The sequence below is a fragment of the Streptomyces sp. NPDC029041 genome, assembly GCF_040637515.1.
Taxonomy (GTDB): Bacteria; Actinomycetota; Actinomycetes; order Streptomycetales; family Streptomycetaceae; genus Streptomyces.
Genome location: NZ_JBEZWO010000011.1, coordinates 133175 through 149267, shown reverse-complemented (window position 1 = coordinate 149267; position 16093 = coordinate 133175). Strand labels below are relative to the sequence as shown.

The 16093-nt window shown below is 72.4% G+C and carries 13 protein-coding genes and 1 pseudogene; 6 read left to right on the top strand and 8 right to left on the bottom strand.

Annotated elements, in window-relative coordinates; translation table 11 throughout:
• Positions 1-3: 3 nt before the first annotated feature.
• From AB0F04_RS27695 to AB0F04_RS27685, 3 genes are all read right to left on the bottom strand, one after another.
• Complete coding sequence (locus tag AB0F04_RS27695; RefSeq protein WP_362045882.1) at positions 4-2400, bottom strand: SpoIIE family protein phosphatase; 2397 nt, start codon at positions 2398-2400, stop codon at positions 4-6.
• Positions 2401-2455: 55 nt separating this feature from the next.
• Positions 2456-2629 (bottom strand): hypothetical protein, encoded by a 174-nt coding sequence (locus tag AB0F04_RS27690; protein WP_362045880.1) that lies wholly within the window; start codon positions 2627-2629, stop codon positions 2456-2458.
• Positions 2630-2922: 293 nt separating this feature from the next.
• Positions 2923-3549, bottom strand: coding sequence for a LysE family translocator (locus AB0F04_RS27685; protein WP_362045877.1), 627 nt, complete (start codon positions 3547-3549; stop codon positions 2923-2925).
• A gap of 109 nt (positions 3550-3658) precedes the next feature.
• Here AB0F04_RS27685 and AB0F04_RS27680 point away from each other — a divergent pair, with 109 nt between their 5' ends.
• Positions 3659-4111 (top strand): Lrp/AsnC family transcriptional regulator, encoded by a 453-nt coding sequence (locus tag AB0F04_RS27680; protein ID WP_362045875.1) that lies wholly within the window; start codon positions 3659-3661, stop codon positions 4109-4111.
• 24 nt (positions 4112-4135) lie between these two features.
• On the opposite strand, the gene AB0F04_RS27675 is transcribed toward AB0F04_RS27680, so the two are convergent.
• Entirely contained in the window at positions 4136-5074 is a 939-nt protein-coding gene (locus AB0F04_RS27675; RefSeq protein WP_362045872.1) for an aminoglycoside phosphotransferase family protein, read from the bottom strand.
• 182 nt (positions 5075-5256) lie between these two features.
• Between AB0F04_RS27675 and AB0F04_RS27670 the strand changes: the two genes are divergently transcribed.
• The 3 genes from AB0F04_RS27670 (at position 5257) to AB0F04_RS27660 (ending at position 8038) form a co-directional block, all read left to right on the top strand.
• Positions 5257-6093: an alpha/beta hydrolase gene (locus AB0F04_RS27670; RefSeq protein WP_362045869.1), complete on the top strand. Its 837-nt coding sequence runs from the start codon at positions 5257-5259 to the stop codon at positions 6091-6093.
• A 110-nt stretch (positions 6094-6203) separates the two neighbouring features.
• Positions 6204-7280 (top strand): helix-turn-helix domain-containing protein, encoded by a 1077-nt coding sequence (locus AB0F04_RS27665; RefSeq protein ID WP_362045866.1) that lies wholly within the window; start codon positions 6204-6206, stop codon positions 7278-7280.
• Between the two features lie 95 nt (positions 7281-7375).
• Entirely contained in the window at positions 7376-8038 is a 663-nt protein-coding gene (locus AB0F04_RS27660; RefSeq protein WP_362045863.1) for a DUF5701 family protein, read from the top strand.
• Positions 8039-8044: 6 nt separating this feature from the next.
• On the opposite strand, the gene AB0F04_RS27655 is transcribed toward AB0F04_RS27660, so the two are convergent.
• On the bottom strand, positions 8045-10381 hold the full coding sequence (locus AB0F04_RS27655) for a helix-turn-helix domain-containing protein (protein WP_362045861.1): 2337 nt from the start codon (positions 10379-10381) through the stop codon (positions 8045-8047).
• Positions 10382-10436: 55 nt separating this feature from the next.
• Here AB0F04_RS27655 and AB0F04_RS27650 point away from each other — a divergent pair, with 55 nt between their 5' ends.
• Together AB0F04_RS27650 and AB0F04_RS27645 are read left to right on the top strand one after the other, a co-directional pair.
• Positions 10437-11195: a DNA alkylation repair protein gene (locus AB0F04_RS27650; protein ID WP_362045859.1), complete on the top strand. Its 759-nt coding sequence runs from the start codon at positions 10437-10439 to the stop codon at positions 11193-11195.
• 49 nt (positions 11196-11244) lie between these two features.
• Positions 11245-12228: a BtrH N-terminal domain-containing protein gene (locus tag AB0F04_RS27645; protein ID WP_362045856.1), complete on the top strand. Its 984-nt coding sequence runs from the start codon at positions 11245-11247 to the stop codon at positions 12226-12228.
• Positions 12229-12307: 79 nt separating this feature from the next.
• Here AB0F04_RS27645 and AB0F04_RS27640 read toward each other — a convergent pair.
• The 3 genes and pseudogenes from AB0F04_RS27640 to AB0F04_RS27630 all read right to left on the bottom strand — a co-directional run bounded on the left by AB0F04_RS27640 (position 12308) and on the right by AB0F04_RS27630 (position 15836).
• Positions 12308-13316 (bottom strand): annotated as a pseudogene (locus AB0F04_RS27640) (AI-2E family transporter).
• A gap of 95 nt (positions 13317-13411) precedes the next feature.
• A complete protein-coding gene (locus tag AB0F04_RS27635; RefSeq protein WP_362045854.1) occupies positions 13412-13636 on the bottom strand; it encodes a hypothetical protein in 225 nt (74 codons plus the stop codon).
• Between the two features lie 295 nt (positions 13637-13931).
• Complete coding sequence (locus tag AB0F04_RS27630) at positions 13932-15836, bottom strand: SMI1/KNR4 family protein (protein ID WP_362045851.1); 1905 nt, start codon at positions 15834-15836, stop codon at positions 13932-13934.
• Positions 15837-16093 lie beyond the last annotated feature (257 nt).

Sequence of the window (16093 nt, the reverse complement as noted above, 5' to 3'; positions counted from 1 at the left end):
GGCTCACACCCCGGCGGGCAGGGGCTGTTCCGCCCAGATGGTCTTGCCCGTGGCCGTCTGGCGGCTGCCCCACCGCTCGGCGAGCTGGGCGACGAGCAGCAGCCCCCGCCCACCCTCGTCGAAGACCCGGGCCCGGCGCAGATGCGGCGCGGTGCTGCTGCCGTCGGACACCTCGCAGATGAGGGTCGCGTCGCGGATCAGTCGCAGCTCGATGGGTGCGCCGCCGTACCGCAACGCGTTGGTGACCAGCTCACTGACGATCAGTTCGGTGGCGAACTCCGCCTCCGTCAGGCCCCATTCGGCCAGCTGCTCGCCCGCCATCTTGCGCGCCCGGGCCACGGCCGCGGGGTCCGGTGGCAGCTGCCAGGTGCGGACCTTCCCGGCGTCGAGCGCGGTCGTCCGCGCCAGCATCAGCACGACGTCGTCGGCGGGCCGGCCGGTCAGCAGCGTGCGCAGCACCCGCTCGCAGGTCTCGTCCAACGCCTCGGCGGGGCTGCTCAGCGCCTGGCGCAGCAGGGCAGTGCCGGCCTCGATGTCGTACCCGGGCGCCTCGAGCAGGCCGTCGGTGTAGAGGGCGAGCAGGCTGTTCTCCTCCAGCTGGATCTCGGAGGCCTCGAACGGCAGGCCGCCCACGCCCAGCGGCGGCCCGGCCGGCAGGTCCAGGAACCGTACGCCGCCGTCGGGCGTGACCAGCGCGGGCGGCGGATGCCCGGCGCGGGCCATGGTGCAGCGGCGGGACACCGGGTCGTACACGGCGTACAGGCAGGTGGCGCCGACCTGCCCCGGCGTCTCCTCCGCCCCGCGCACCTGCGGGCCCTCCTCCCGGTCGAGCCGGATGACGAGGTCGTCCAGCTGGGTGAGCAGCTCGTCCGGAGCGAGATCGACATCGGCGAGCGTGCGTACCGCGGTCCGCAGGCGGCCCATCGTGGCCGACGCGTGGATGCCGTGGCCGACCACGTCGCCCACCACCAGGGCCACGCGGGTACCGGACAGCGGGATCACGTCGAACCAGTCGCCCCCGATGTCCGCACCGGCCCCGGTCGGCAGATAGCGGTAGGCGATGTCCATCGCCGCCAGGTCCGGGAGCCGCTCGGGCAGCAGGCTGCGCTGGAGTGCCAGTGCCATGCGGCGCTCACGCGTGAAGCGGCGGGCGTTGTCCACGCTCACCGCGGCCCGGGCGACGATGTCCTCCGCGAGCAGCAGGTCGTCCTCGCTGAACGCGTCGGGGTTGCGGTGGCGCAGGAAGTGCACCATGCCCAGGGTCACGCCCCGGGCGCGCAGCGGCACCATCATCACCGAGTGGATCAGATACCTGGACACGGTCGCGGCCCGGGCGGGGGAGGACTCGAGCCACTCCAGGAGATCCGGATCCCCCGGCCGGTGCCGTGAGCCCCGCTCGGCGGCCAGGGTCCGCAACGGCAGCGTCCCCACCGGGTAGCGGATCGCGCCGCCCGGCGCCACCACCGACTCCGGGCAGCCTTCCAGTACCGACCGCTGCGCGCTGCGCCGCAGCACGACCGGGGTGTCCGGCGGCAGCGGTCCCGGCTCGTCACCCCTGGCCACGGATTCCAGCAGATCCACGGTGACGAAGTCCGCGAATCCCGCGGTGACGGCCACCTCCGCCATCTCCTCGGCCGTCCGGGTCACGTCCAGGGTGCTCCCGATCCGCAGACTCGCCTCGTTGATCACCGCCAGCCGCCGCCGCGCCCAGGACTGCTCCGTCGTGTCGAACACGGTGGCCGACATGCCCTGGACCGTGCCGGTCTCGTCCTTCAGCGGTGAGAGGAACATGGACCAGGCGTGCGGCCGGATCTCGCCCGGGGCCTTGCCGTGCTCCTCGTGGAAGATCATCTCGCCGGTGCGCAGGACCTCCCGCTGGAGGCGGTCATAGGTGTCGAAGGGCGGGTTCGGCTCGATCTCCCACAGGGTCAGGCCCCTCATCTCCTCCTCCGGCCTGCCCATCACCTCCGTCATGAGGTCGTTGGCGCCGACCAGCCGGGCATCCCGGTCGTAGACCGCCACCGGCACGGGGAGCTGGGCCAGAGTGAGGTCCCACAGCGGCGGGGGCCGGTGCGCGGCCCGCGGGTACGCCGGCACGGTGCCGGTCACGAGCCAGAGCCGCCGGCCCTCCGCGTCCCGCAGCGGTGTCCCCCGCAGCCGGACCACGACCCGGTCGCCGTCCCGGTGCAGCAGCGCCACCTCGCCGGACCACGGCCGGCCCTCGGCCACGTGCCGCCGCGTCGATTCGGGGAGATCGGTGGTGAGCAGATCGGTGACGGGCCGGCCCACGAGGTCGGCGGGTTCGTGTCCGAGCAGGCGGCGGGCACCGTCGCTCCACACCATGATCACCCCGCCGGCGTCGACGACGACCGCCAGGTCCTCCGGTACGCGTCCCTGCACGGTGCCTCCGGGTGTACCGCACCTGCCTACTCGGTCCCTGCACCCGATTGTCCCGCTACCGGCTCGCTGTGGCTCGTCTGCGCGGAGGCGCCACTGTGACCAGCGCGTACGGCCGGACCGGCCGCTCGAACCCCTCGACGCGGCTCCGAGCCAGGCGCACCGCCCGCTCCGGCTCACCCGCGACGATCGTCTTGATCCGCGGCCCGGGCTCCTCGACGTGACCCGCCATGTCCGGCAGGCGGTCGAGGAACAGGCACCGGATGCGGGTGGCGAGGCGTCGCGGTGGACGAGGGTGTCCTTCGGGCAGGGACGGTGAGCGACGGCGCGGACCGCGCGGCGGACCCGGAATCCCAGGTGACCAGGCCGGTGGCGGCTGCCCGGCGGGGGCCGCGCTGCCGCGGCGCCGTCGGAGCCTTCCGGTCCGCCGCCGTGGCGCGGCGCGCGGCCTGGACGGCACCCGGGCGCTCCCGCTCTGCAGGCAAGGGACCGGGCCACCACGGCCGGCGGGCAGTGGCGGGCCCCTCAGCCTGCCAGGCGTTCCACCAGCAGGAGCCCGCCGATGGCGATCATCATCGCCCCGGACGCCCGGGTCACCGCCCGGGCCGCGGAGGGCCTGGTCCTCAGAACCGTGCGGGCCAGGACACCGACGGTGAGGTAGACGACGGCGCAGGCGGTCATGTGCAGTGAGCCGAGCAGGCCGGTCTGGCCCGCGACCGGCCAGGCGCCCGCGGGGTCGATGAACTGCGGGAACAGGGAGAAGTAGAGAAGCAGCGCCTTGGGGTTGAGGCCGCTGATCCCGATCCCTCGGAGCAGGACCCGGGCACGGGAGGTGCCCTCGGCGTCCACTGCCGCCGCGGGGGCTGTCAGGGCCGCGGGCTGCCGCAGCACCCCCCAGCCGAGCCACACCAGATAGCAGGCGCCGGCCACGGTCAGCCCGGTGAGCAGCGTCGCCGAGCTCGCCACGATCACCACCAGTCCCGCCACGGCGAGCAACGTGTAGCCCGCGTACCCGGCGACCAGCCCGGCCACGGCCGGCACGACCGACCGGTCCCGCAGACCGGCGGTGATCGCGTAGGCCCAGTCCGCGCCGGGGGTGAATACCAGCAGAAGATCCACCGCCAGGAAGGCCGCCAGCGTGGTCGTGTCCATCGATCGTTCCCTCTCACGCCTCTGTGTGAGAGGAAGGCTAGGTCGGATCTGCCCGAAAGTGTTCCCTTCTTTTCTCCTTGATCGCGGAATCCGGGGCAGAATCTTCCCCATGGATGCCATGGACCGGAAAATTCTTACCGAGCTGCAGCTGGACGGCCGTCTCACGGTCACCGAGCTGGCGGCGCGCGTGCGACTGAGCGTCTCGCCCTGCCACCGCAGGCTGCGCGACCTCGAACGCGACGGTGCGATCCGCGGCTACCGCGCGGTGGTGGATCCGGCGGCCGTGGGCCTGAACTTCGAAGCCCTCGTCTTCGTCACCATGCGCCTGGAGGACGCCGACACGGTCTCCGCGTTCGAAGAGGCGGTGGCCGCCGTCCCGCACGTGCTCCAGGCCCAGCGCCTGTTCGGCGACCCCGACTACCTCCTGCGCGTCACCGCCACCGACCTGACCGCCTTCCAGCAGCTCTACGACCAGCAGCTCGCCCGGCTCCCGGGCGTCCAGCGCCTCAACTCCACCCTCGTCATGAAGCACGTCGTCGACGACCGCCCGCTGCCCGGGTGAGGAAAACCCCGCGCGCCGCCGAACTCAGCCGCCCAGCCCTCCGGCGAACGGCATGGACCTCCACTGCTCCACGGCCGGCCGGAGCGCGTCGACCAGCAGGGGCAATTGCGGCGCGAGGGCGAGACAGGCCACCGCGCGGGACATGCCCACCGCGTTGACGACCCGCAGGACCTCCCGGTCCAGCCGCCGCAGACCGAGGCGCCCGGCGGCGGCGTCGTACGCGGCCTCGCACTCGGGGCCGAAGGCCGACAGGTCCCACTCGACCGGCCCGAGGGTGGTCAGTTCGAAGTCGGAGTACAGCGCGCCGCCCGGGCCGGAGACGATGTTGGCGGCCGGGGCGTCCCCGTGGATCGGCTGGAACTCGATCCCGGGGAACACCGCCTCGAAACCCGCACGTGAGGCGACCACCGGCTCCAGCACCTCCCACTCGCGCCGGGCCCGGTCGAGGTCGGACGGTTCCAGGAGATCGGGGCGCCCTTCCAGCACGGCGAGCCCCTCGGTGACGAACCGCGGTTCGGCCGCCGTCAGGAACGGCAGTTCGCCGGGGAAGGCACGCAGCGCGGCGTGCAGGTCGGCGACCAGCCCGGCGTGGTGCACGTAGTCGGGCTCATCGCCCTGGTCCAGCTCGACGAACTGCCAGAACGTCATCGAGAAACCGTCGCGCCGCACGGGCTCCCTCGGCACGAGCGGACTCGGCGGAATCACCGGGTGCCCCTGATCCGCGAGCCAGCCCACCACGTCCAGCTCCCGGCGCTGCCGCGCGGCCTGGGAGTCGGCGTCGGCGTACGACGGCAGCACGGTCGGCACCCTGACCACCACCGGTGACGGAGCCAGGTGCACCACGACGGAGAACACGTCGTAGATCACCCTCGCGTCGGCGACGTCGAGCCCCAGATCACGCCCCGTGGCCACCGCGGCGGCGAGGGCACGGGACGTACGGACGGACATCTGATCAGGCGTCATCAACCCTTCCATGGCGGCGATGGTGTCACGCGGGGCGCAGCAGGGCACCCGGTTATGGCGCACGGCCCGCGTGTGCGCCCCAGGTCAAACGTCCGTGCGCCGTCAGGCAATCGGCGGGCCCGTGCCGGTCCTAGCGTGGCCGTGTCCCTTGCACCAGACGCTCGGAAACGAGGAAGCAGCACATGCCGTACATCACCGTGGGCCAGGAGAACTCCACCGCCATCGACCTGTACTACGAGGACCACGGCTCCGGTCAGCCGGTCGTCCTCATCCACGGTTTCCCGCTCGACGGGCACTCCTGGGAACGGCAGAGCGCCGTCCTGCTCGACGCCGGCTACCGCGTGATCACCTACGACCGGCGCGGTTTCGGGCAGTCCTCCCAGCCGACGACCGGCTACGACTACGACACCTTCGCGGCCGACCTGAACACCGTGATGGAGACCCTCGACGTGCGGGACGCCGTCCTCGTGGGCTTCTCGATGGGTACCGGCGAGGTCGCCCGGTACGTGTCCCGGCACGGCACGGACCGGGTCGCCAAGGTCGCCTTCCTCGCCTCCCTGGAGCCCTGCCTGCTCAAGTCCGACGACAACCCCGACGGCGTCGCTCCGAAGGAGTTCTTCGACGGGGTCGTCGCCGCGGTGAAGGCCGACCGGTACGCCTACTACACGGACTTCTACAAGGACTTCTACAACCTCGACGAGAACCTCGGCACGCGGATCAGCGAGGAGGCCGTCCGGCACAGCTGGGACGTCGCCGCGGGCGGCGGCTTCTTCGCCGCGGCCGCCGCGCCCGCGACCTGGTACACCGACTTCCGCGCCGACATCCCGGCGATCGACGTGCCGGCCCTGATCCTGCACGGCACGGGCGACCGCATCCTGCCCGTCGAGGGGACCGCCCGCCCGTTCCACAAGGCGCTTCCGGCCGCGGACTACGTGGAGATCGAGGGCGCACCGCACGGACTGCTCTGGACCCACGCCGAGGAGGTCAACTCGGCGCTGCTCGCCTTCCTGGCCAAGTGATCGGATTCTTCCTCCGATTCTTCCTGGACCCCGCCGGGACGGCGTGGTGACATCGGCAAGGCCGGCAGCGGATCCCCTGCCGGCCTTGCCGATGTCCAGGGGGGAATGCAGTGTCCGTCGTCCTGTCCACCGCGTCGCTGCCGGCGGCCGACCGGGGGGAGCGCTGGCACCACGCGGTGTCCCGGACCTTCATCCCGCTCGATGTGCGACTCCTCGAGGACGATCCGTCGCCCGGCAGCATCGTCAGCCACCGGCTGGGTTCCTTAGGGGTCTCGCAGGTGCAGGCGGGCCCGCAGGTCGTGACCCGCAGCAGGCGGCTGATCGCCCAGGACGGCAAGGAGTTCCTCATCCTCACCCTGCAGCGGCGGGGCAGCGCGCTCAAGGAGCAGGACGGGCGGGAGGCCCGGATCGGGCCGGGCGACTTCTCCCTCTCCGACTCCTCCCGGTTGTTCCGGAAGAAGGTGCAGAACGCGTTCTGCTTCACCTCCTTCCACTTCCCCCGTGAGGATCTCCGGGTACGTGACGAGGACCTGCGGGCGATGACCGCCACGGCGTTCTCCGCCCGGGAAGGCAGCGCCGCCCTGGTGGGGACCTACTTCGCCCGGCTGGCACGCGAAGCGGAGCATCTCGACGCCTTCGCCGGGCGCCAGTTCGCCGCCACGGCGCTCGATCTGCTGGCGCTGCTGATCGACGAGCTGAGTGGCCGCTTCGTCGCCCAGGCCCCGGAGACCGCCGCCGCCACCCTCGTGCGCGTCAAGGACCACATCGCCCGCCACCTCGCCGATCCCGGCCTGGCACCGCCCGCGATCGCCGCGGCGCACTTCATGTCGGTCCGCTACCTGCACAAGCTGTTCGAGTCGGAGGGCGTGACGGTGGGGGAGTGGATCCGGACGCAGCGGCTGGAGCGGTGCCGCCGCGATCTCCTGCGCACACCGGCCCGGGGGCAGGGGATCGCGGCCGTCGCCAGACGCTGGGGCTTCACGAGCCCCAGCCACTTCAGCCGTGCCTTCCGCGCGGCCTACGGGACGACGCCCCGCGAGTGGCAGCTCCACGGGCTGTCCGGCAAGGGGGCGGGAGGCGACGGGCCGCCGCAGCTGCGGGGCGGGAACGTCCCGGGAGGCCTGCTCGTTGCCCATGAGTCCGCCGGGGCCGGGGTTCGCCCGGACCCGAGTCCACCTGCGTCCTAGTGCGCTGACGTCCGAGTTCACCCACGTTCTGGTTCGCTCACGCCCGAGTTCACCCATGTTCTGGTTCGCGCCACTTCGCCGCCCCAGGGAGCATCGTGCCTGACACCACGCCCGACCCGTCCACCGTCCTGCCCGCACTCCCGGCCCTGAGCGCGCAGGCCGAGAGGCTGATCGCGCTGGGGGTGCACGAGACCGGCGGGCTGTCCGCGGACGAGGTCCGCGCGTTCGCCGCGCGGGCCGGGACCGATGGCGACGGCGCCCTGCTTGCCGTACATCCCGACCGGGTCCCCGCCTCGGCTCTCGCGCCGCTGCTCCGCCGCGACGGCAAGCCCGGCTTCGTCGTCGTCGACATGCCCGACGTCGACGAGTTCGCGCCCAGCGGCCTCGACCTGCCCGACGCCCCGCTCTACCTGGTCACCGGCATCGACCGCGGCGACCACCTGGCCAACTGGTCCCCGGACGAGGCGCTGCCCGCCCTGACCAAGGAGGACCGCACCCCTCTGGTGCTCACGGAGGGCCTTCACTGGGTGCTCCAGCAGCCCGAGGCCCTGGAGCGCAACCTCTGCTTCATGACCATCGGCTCCCGGCTGCGCAAGCCCAACGGCACGCCGGACGCCCGCACCCCGGCCCTCTGGATCAGCAACGGCACCGGCAGGGACGGCCGCGAGCGCCGCAACGCCCCCAAGGTCGGCTGGTGCTGGTGGAACAACCGGCACACCTGGCTCGGCTTCGCCTCCACCACGGGCCGCAGAGGCTGAGGCCCGTCACTGCGTGAACCGGGTGAGCGGCGCAGGCCGGCCCGCGGCCAGTGCGGCGAGCCCCGCGAACGCCTCCTCCCGCACGTCCGCGGGAGCGTGGCCCTCCATCGCGAGCACGGCACGGTACTCGGCGGCGGCCTCGGCCCGCTCGCCGAGACGGGCCAGCGCATGAGCCAGATGCAGATGGACCTTGCCCGCCTGCTTGTGCCACCCGCGGGCGTCGAACTGCCCGCGGACGGACCGGAGCACTTCGACGGCCTCCTCCCACCGCTCCTCGTCGAGATGGACGAAGGACACCGCGTAGAGGGCCGTCAGGGCGGTGAACTCCCGTACGTTGGGCGGAATCCGGTCCCTGTGGCGGGGGTCCGCGAGCGCGTCCATGACGTCCCCGCAGGTTTCCACGGCCGCCTGCGCGCGTCCCGCCCCGCGCAGCACCCGGATCATCCCGCAGGAGACCTGGAGGTACCCGTTGACGTCGTCCGCCGCCGTGAACAGTTCCGCGGCGCGCAGATAGTGGTCGGCGGCGAGCGACAGGTCGTCGTCGGCGTCCCGCAGCCAGCCGAGATACGCGTGGGCCCATGCGTGCTGGAGGACGTCCCCGGCCGTCCGGGCGAGACGCAGCGCGCTCGTGGCCGCCTCCACCGCCTCCTCGTGCCGGCGTGCGCAGGCCCAGTACGCCCAGGCCAGGTAGTTGCGGTGGGTCGCCTCCAGCGCGGCGTCCCCGAGGGAAGCCCCGGCAGCGGCGGCCCTCTCGTAGATCTCGACCCAGTGACCCCAGGACACCCAGTGGTCGGAGAACCAGTGCATGGCCTCCGCGACCTCGACCACCCGCCTGTGCTCGCCGTGCGCAGCGGCCTCACGGTACGCGGCGAGCCAGGTGTCGCCCTCGGCCCTGATCCAGCGCGCCGCCTGTTCGCGGTCCTCCAGGGCGACCAGCCGGGCGGGGTCCGCGGGCGGCATCCCGTAGTCCGGCTCGTACCAGCGGCCGGCGAGGACGGCCGTGTCCAGCAGCCAGTGGCGCAGCCGGGACCGCGCGGCGAGCGACCCGGCCTCCCCGTCCGCCGGCCCGTCCTCCGAACGGCGACGCGCAGCCGCGTACAGGCGCAGCAGGTCGTGCAGGCGATAGCGGCCTTGACGGGACGTCATGAGCAGTCCGGCTTCGAGCAGTTCCTCCAGAAGGTCGTCGGCCTCCGGCAGGGGGACGTCCGCGAGCACGGCGGCGGAAGCGGCGCTGAAGTCCCCGCCCGGCAGCAGCGACAGCAGCCGGAACATCCGGGCGGCCCCGGGGGCGAGTCGGGAGCAGGACAACGCGAAGGCGGAGTTGACCTTCAGGTCGCCCGCGCTGAGCGCGTCGAGCCGGCGGTCCTCGTCCGCGAGCCGGCCGGCGAGCCGCTCCAGGCTCCAGTTGGTGCGGGTGGCGGCCCAGTTCGCGGCCACCCGCAGCGCCAGCGGCAGATGGCCGCACAGCTCGTTCACGACGTCCGCGGCCCCCGGCTCGGCGTCCACCCGTCCGGCACCCACGACGGCACGCAGCAGGGCGGCGGACTCCCGCGGGCTCAGCACCCCGAGCGCGACGCGTCGTACGCCCTCCAGGCCGGTGAGGGTGCGTCGGCTCGTCACCACCACGAACAGCCGCCCCGCTCGCGGCAGCAGTGGCCTGACCTGCCCCTCGCTGCCCGCGTTGTCCAGCACCAGGATGGCGCGCAGCCCCGCGGCGATGTCGTGGTAGCGGGCCAGCCGTTCTTCGGCGGTCAGCCGGGCCAGCTCGGCGTCCCCGACACCCCACGAGCCCAGCAACCCGGAGACGGCCTGTTCCGCGGACAGCGGCCGCTCGTCCAGACCCCGCATGTCCACCAGGAACGTCCCGTCGGGGCAGGGCGAGGCGGGCTCCTCGGCCAGCCGAACCGCCAGCGAGGTCTTGCCACTTCCGGGCGGGCCGGACACCACGGCCACCGGGGGCGCGATCACGGTGCCCTCGGCGGCCTCCCGTGCGAGCGCGCGCAGCTCGGTGAGCTCCGCCTGCCGGCCGACGAAGTCCCGCACGCCTCTCGGCAGTGTGTGGGGCGAAGCCCGGACCGGCTCGGCGGGCCGCGCCCCGGACCGGGCCGCGCGGGCGGCGGCGAGGAGGTCGGCGTGCGCCGCCTCGTCCAGGTCCAGGCCCTGGGCGAGCGCGGTGACGGTGCCCCGGTGCGGACGCCGGCTCCGGCCCCGCTCCATGTCGCCGATGGCCCGCCCCGAGACACCCGACGCCTCGGCCAGTTCCTCGATCGTCAGCCGGCGACTCTGCCGCAACGCGCGCAGCAGCCGGCCGAACGGCGCCGTGATCCCCACCCCAGTGCCCACCGCGCGATGATACGGCCAGTGGAGGAGGGAGCGACGTGACGGAGGGATCGAAGTCATGGACGTGGCAGTCGCCGCCGGGGATCTCCTGGCGTCTCTGGCCGTGCGCGGCGACGCGGATGTCGCGGCAAGGACGCAGCGCTACTTCCCTCAGGAGATCCGCGCCCTGGGCGTGAGCAACGCCTCCGTCGCGGAGCTCGCCTACGACTACCTCCGTGAGCGGCCCGACATCTCCCCGGCGACCCTCCTGGCCCTGACGGAAGAGGTGCTGTCACGCGCAGCGCACCACGAGGAGGTCCTGCTGGGGTTCGCGCTGCTGCACAAGGTCGCGAGGACCGGGCTGGGCGACGAACTCCTCGACCGCTGTGCGTACTGGCTCGAAACGTATGTCTCCAACTGGGCGCAGTGCGACGACCTGTGTCTGAAGCTGCTGTACCCGTTCTTCCGCGGGCACCTCGACCGGATCCCGCGGACGCGGCGCTGGGTCGCGTCCCGGTCTCCCTGGGCGAGACGCGCCGCGAACGTGGCCGTCGTGAAGTTCGTCCGGAGAGCCGTGGGGCGGACGGTGTTCGAACTGCCCCTGTCGCACGTCTTCGACAACTGCGTCCGGCTCATGAACGACGAGGACGTGTACGTGCGGAAGGGTTGCGGATGGCTGCTCAAGGTCACCGCCGAGGTCCATCGGGACGAAGTGGCCGCGTTCTTGCGCACCTGGCACACCCGAATGGCCCGCGATACCTTCCGCTACGCGGTCGAGAAAATGGATCCGGAAACGCGGGCTTCCCTGATGGCGCTGGGCAAGAAGACCCACAGGTGAGATCGGCGAACCGGTCGGTGGCAACCGTCCAGCGAGAAAGAAGTGCGTCGTGTTACTCCTCGAAGCGCAGCCCTACGTCGGTCATCACTGCGAATCGACATCCCTGGTCAACCTGCTCCGGCACTACGGGATCGACGTGTCGGAGTCGCTCGTCTTCGGCCTCGGCAGAGGTCTGTCCTTCACCTACTGGCGCACCAAGCAGATGCCGGCGCCGTTCCTCGGCGGCCGGATCAAGCCGGATCGACTGACCGCCCACCTCACCGAGGCGCTCGGCCTTCGACTGACCGTCAGGGAGACCTCCTCGCAGAGGCGGGCCCGCGAACAACTGCTCCGGGACCTCGACGCGGGGACCGTGGTCGGTCTGAAGCTCGACCGCTTCGACCTCGACTACTCCACGGACGACTACCGGTTCGCGGCCCACTATGTCGCCTGCGTCGGCTATGACGACGACCGGTTCGCCCTCGTCGAGACCAGGCCGCTGGGACTGAAGTGGGCCTCCGGCGCGTCCCTGGCGCGTGCGCGCAGCGCCCGGGGCCCGATGAGCTCCCGCAACCTCTCGTTCACCATCGCCCCCCCGAAGGGCCCGCTGCCCGATCTCGGAGAGGCCGCCCGCCGGTCCGTCAGGGCGGCGGCGGAGAGCTTCCTGAACCCGCCGATCTCCAATCTGGGATTCAAGGGAATGCACAAAGCGGCCGACCTCATGCCCGGCTGGATCGACGGCCTCGAATCCCCGGAAGAGGCGCTCGCCGAGATCTCCACGATCATGGAGGAGGGAGGAACCGGCGGCGGTTTCTTCCGCACTCTGTGGGCGGACTTCCTGGCCGAGACCGCAGAGCTCACCGGTGCGGGGGAGTACGGCGACCTTTCGGAGGCATACCGCGTGGTGTCGAGGAAATGGACCCGTGTGGCGGCACTCCTCAACGAGGCGGGAACCACCCGGGGCCGGGCCCCCCTCGAACGCGCGTCGACGCTGGTGCATGAACTCGCCGAGGAGGAGCACCGCCTGATGCGGCGGCTCTCGGATCCACCCTGAGCCCTGGCGGCTCTCTTCGGGTCTCGGGGAAGTGGTGGAAGAACGCGGGAGAGGCACGCGCTGGGCGCCCGCGAGGCGCTCAGACGGCGTCGCCCGTACGGTCACGCAGTGCCTGGTACACGGACCACACCACGGCCACCAGCGGTACGGCCACCACCGCGCCGATCACCCCCGCGGCGACGGCCCCGCCGACCACCGCCAGGGCGACCACCACCGGATGCAGTCGCACGGCCCAGCTCATCACGACGGGGTGCAGCACGTGGCCCTCGATCTGGCCGATGATCACGACCAGCGCCACGACGACCAAGGCGATGAGCGGCCCCTTCGACGCCAGCGCGACGACCGCCGCGACCGCCAGGGCGATGGGCGAACCGATCAGCGGGATGAACGCCGCCAGGAACTCCAGCAGGGCCAACGGTGAAGGTCCGCCAGGCGGCGTCGGCTCCGACCGCGAACCGGTGCCGGGCCCGGTCGGGGAGCTGGTCGCACAGCCACTGCCACTGCCTGTCGCCGGAGTGTGTGAAGAAGACCGCGCAGAACAGGGCCAGCGCGAGCACGGTCAGCACCTCGACCAGCCGGCTCGCGCCGCTGAGCGCCGTACTGATGAGGGCGGAACGGTGCTCCGACAGGAGTGTGCCGATGCGGGACTGGAGATCGTCGAACGCGTCCGCGGGAAGCCGGAAGGGTGGCTCCTCCAGCCGCCGTTCGATCCGGTCGATCCCCGCCACGAACTCCTTCTCCAGCCCGGTCCGCTGGTCCGCGACGGTCTCACCCACCAGGGCCAGCGTCCCGAGGACGAGGGCGATGCCGCCGATGAGGGCGGCGGCCACGGCGAGCGGCCGGGGCATGAAGCGGGCCAGCAGACCCGCCACGGGACGGAGCACCGCCGTGATGACGAGACCGAGGAAGACGGCGACGGCGACCCGGTGGAACTGCCCGAGTACGGAGAAGGCGAACCGGACGACGATGCCGACCGCGATGAGCCGCCACGCGTACGCGGCCGCGGTCCGCAGCACGCCCGGCACGCGCGCCTCGGCGTCGTCCGGGCGCGGCAGCGCCGAGTCGGGCGGATCGGAGGGCGTCGGCATCTCATGCCCGTACCACCCACCGGACGCGGAACCGCGGAGCAGACCCGGAATTCCCCCGAAGGCCGGTAGGGGGCCTGAGGAGAGGGCCTTTCCGATCAGTCCATCTGGTCGCTGCCGCGTTCGAGGACGCGGCGGGCCGCCTCGGCCTCTGCCGCCGCGGGCGACAGTTCGTCGAGGGTGTCGAGCTCGTCGTCCGCTTCCAGTTCCCGTTCCCAGGCCGCCGCGAGGCGTTCCTGCTCCTGGCGTGGCCTCGCGCCGATCGTTTCGCGGTGGTCCGGGTCCAGAGCTGCCAGGAAACGTCCGAGCGGGTCCGTGGGCATACGGGGCTCCTTGTCGTGGAGAGGGGGCGCGATCTGCCCAGCATGGCCGAACCGCTGCGACTCGGCGCCTCGACACAGCCGGGGAACACCGCGTTGGCCCCCTGCCTGCCGGTGCCGGGTCCGTCGCCGCTCCGGGCACGTCGGAGGGCGAACCCGTGCGGCGACCCTTCCGGTGGAGCAGTTCCTCTCCTGCGCGATCGCCGGCATGAGGGTGGACCGTGCCCGTCGACGCCCGGCCTTCCCGAAGCCCGTCCTGACCAGCACGTTCCGGCCTGACTTCGGGTTCAGCGTCTCCTCAGCCCACCCGGATCACCGTGTAGGTCTCACCGTCCCGGGGCGGGCGCTTCCATGAACGGGTGACGAACGTGTGCAGCCGTCCGTTCACCAGGGCATGGCGCGGCAGACGGGCGCCGAACTCCCCGGCCACCGCCGCCAGCAGCGACCGCTCCACTCCGGCCCCGTCCTCCTGGGCACCGAAGAACCGGTTCGGGTCCAGCGCCGCCGGTATCTCCCCGCTCGAACGGATCTCTCCGTCCGCGTACGTGAAGGAGTACTGCTCGGCGCCGTCCCGCGCCACCGAAAGGTGGAAGAACGGCTCCCTGTGTCTTTTCCTCAGGCCGCTCCACACCACCACGGCGCGGGTTCCCGCTGCGGCGGACGCGGCCGGGGAGACCAGCCGCCGGATGTCGAACGGGGCCGGATCGCCGTCGAAGGCGAAGCTCCAGCCGGGGCCGGCGCGGCCGACCGCCATGAGAGCCCTGTCGTCGTAGGAGGAGAACTCCCTGCGGCCGCGCACCCATGCCGTGCGTGCCTCCCACCAGGTCATGGGTGCGCTCAGCGCGCTGCCGCCCCCGTCACCGGCCCTGTCGGCGAGACGCCCGGCCAACTCCTCCGGCTCCACCCCCTCCACCAGCACGAACCGGTAGGACGTGCGGTTGTTGCCGGGGTCGGGTTCTGCGAGCCACGCCAGGCCGCCCGGGTCGAGCCCGGCCGACGGACTCGGCGTGTCCCCCGACTGCCCGCCCCTCGGCGTGGACAGCAGCTCCCGGCCCCGCTCCGGGGTGAGCAGCGGCCCCAGCAGGGGGTCGGCGAGCCAGCCCAGGGGCGCCAGGTGATCCGGCCCCAGCGGCTCCCACCAGGACACCGCGTCGATCAGTGTCCGCCACGCCCCGTCGGTGTCGCCCCAGCGCGCCGACTCCCGGGCCCGCTCGACCGCCTCCCCGAACGGTCCGGCCGCCGTGTACCGGTACGTGCCGTCGCGCATCCGGTCCAGCGTCGCGTGGGCCAGTGACACCACGTCCTCATCGGCGCCCCGCAGGTGGAACAGTGAGCCGGAGTCGTCGCGGTACGAGTGCGCCGCGTGCTCGGCGACCAGTGGCGGCAACAGCTCGGTCGCATAGCGCCGATCCTTCACCAGGTCGTCGAAGGAGACCATGGAGGTCTGCCCGAGCAGGCGGCGGATCTGGTCACCCAGCCCGGCGGCCCGCGGTCTGCCGTACCCCTTGGCCTCGTCCAGCATCTGCAGAGCCCGCTCCCAGCCGCCGCGCAGCGCCTCGGTCCGGGCCTCCTCCACGTGCGCGTCCAGCGTGCGTGTCGTGTCGTTCACGAACTCCGGGGCCTGCGCGCCCCCGTGCGACCGCAGGTTGTGGAACTCCCGGTACGCGTCGAGCATGAAGGCGGCGAAGCTCGCGTGCCGCTCGGGCGCCTCGGCACGCCAGCTCGCCCACGTGTACACGGCCCACTCGCCGTCCTCGTCCACGTCGTCGGGGTCCATGAGGACGTAGGTGGCGTCGGACTCGACGTCGAGCTGCAGCCCGCGCCGCCAGATGTCGGCCTCCCGCCGCTCCTCGGGCCCGGCGTCCTCGTCCGGATACTCCTCGAACGTGTACGCGAGTCCGGACGCGTTGTCGTGCCAGCGTGCGGACTCGGTCCCCGCCAGCAGCCACACGAACCCGCCGGCGTGCCGCCACCCGTCGGTGACCGCGAGGAACTCACGGTACGACGGGGGCATCCGTCGGCCCAGGCGCTGCTCCATGGCCGCGATCCGCTCCTCGGACGCGGGCGGGAACCCCAGCCAGCGTGCCTGCAGTGCGGCCTCGTCGTCCGCTGTCAGCGTCTCGTCCCCCGGCAGGGAATCCGCCCACTCCCCACTCCACCGGAGCAGGAAGGACCGCCAGTCGAATGCCGTGGTGTCCGTCATGGGCCCGATGCTGTCACCCGCCACTGACAACGCTCCGCCACCTGCCCTGCCCAAGGGGGAATCACCGCGCAGGAGTTGTTCGACCCATCGGACATTGTTCGGAACCTCTTGACGCTGCCCCGACCGTCGGCTGAGACTCTCGCAACACGCGTTCATCTGCGCGTAACACAGGCCCACGGCAAGGAGTTGCCGTCGCCTCGCCATCCCCGCGCTCACCGCTCCGCCCTGTCCGTCATCAGCCATGCCTCAGCAGAGGA

Coding starts and splice junctions, on each gene's coding strand:
- AB0F04_RS27685 (WP_362045877.1), bottom strand. CDS start 3,549: ATGGACACGACCACGCTGGCGGCCTTCCTGGCGGTGGATCTTCTGCTG.
- AB0F04_RS27630 (WP_362045851.1), bottom strand. CDS start 15,836: ATGACGGACACCACGGCATTCGACTGGCGGTCCTTCCTGCTCCGGTGG.
- AB0F04_RS27635 (WP_362045854.1), bottom strand. CDS start 13,636: ATGCCCACGGACCCGCTCGGACGTTTCCTGGCAGCTCTGGACCCGGAC.
- AB0F04_RS27670 (WP_362045869.1), top strand. CDS start 5,257: ATGCCGTACATCACCGTGGGCCAGGAGAACTCCACCGCCATCGACCTG.
- AB0F04_RS27690 (WP_362045880.1), bottom strand. CDS start 2,629: ATGGCGGGTCACGTCGAGGAGCCCGGGCCGCGGATCAAGACGATCGTC.
- AB0F04_RS27675 (WP_362045872.1), bottom strand. CDS start 5,074: ATGACGCCTGATCAGATGTCCGTCCGTACGTCCCGTGCCCTCGCCGCC.
- AB0F04_RS27680 (WP_362045875.1), top strand. CDS start 3,659: ATGGATGCCATGGACCGGAAAATTCTTACCGAGCTGCAGCTGGACGGC.
- AB0F04_RS27650 (WP_362045859.1), top strand. CDS start 10,437: ATGGACGTGGCAGTCGCCGCCGGGGATCTCCTGGCGTCTCTGGCCGTG.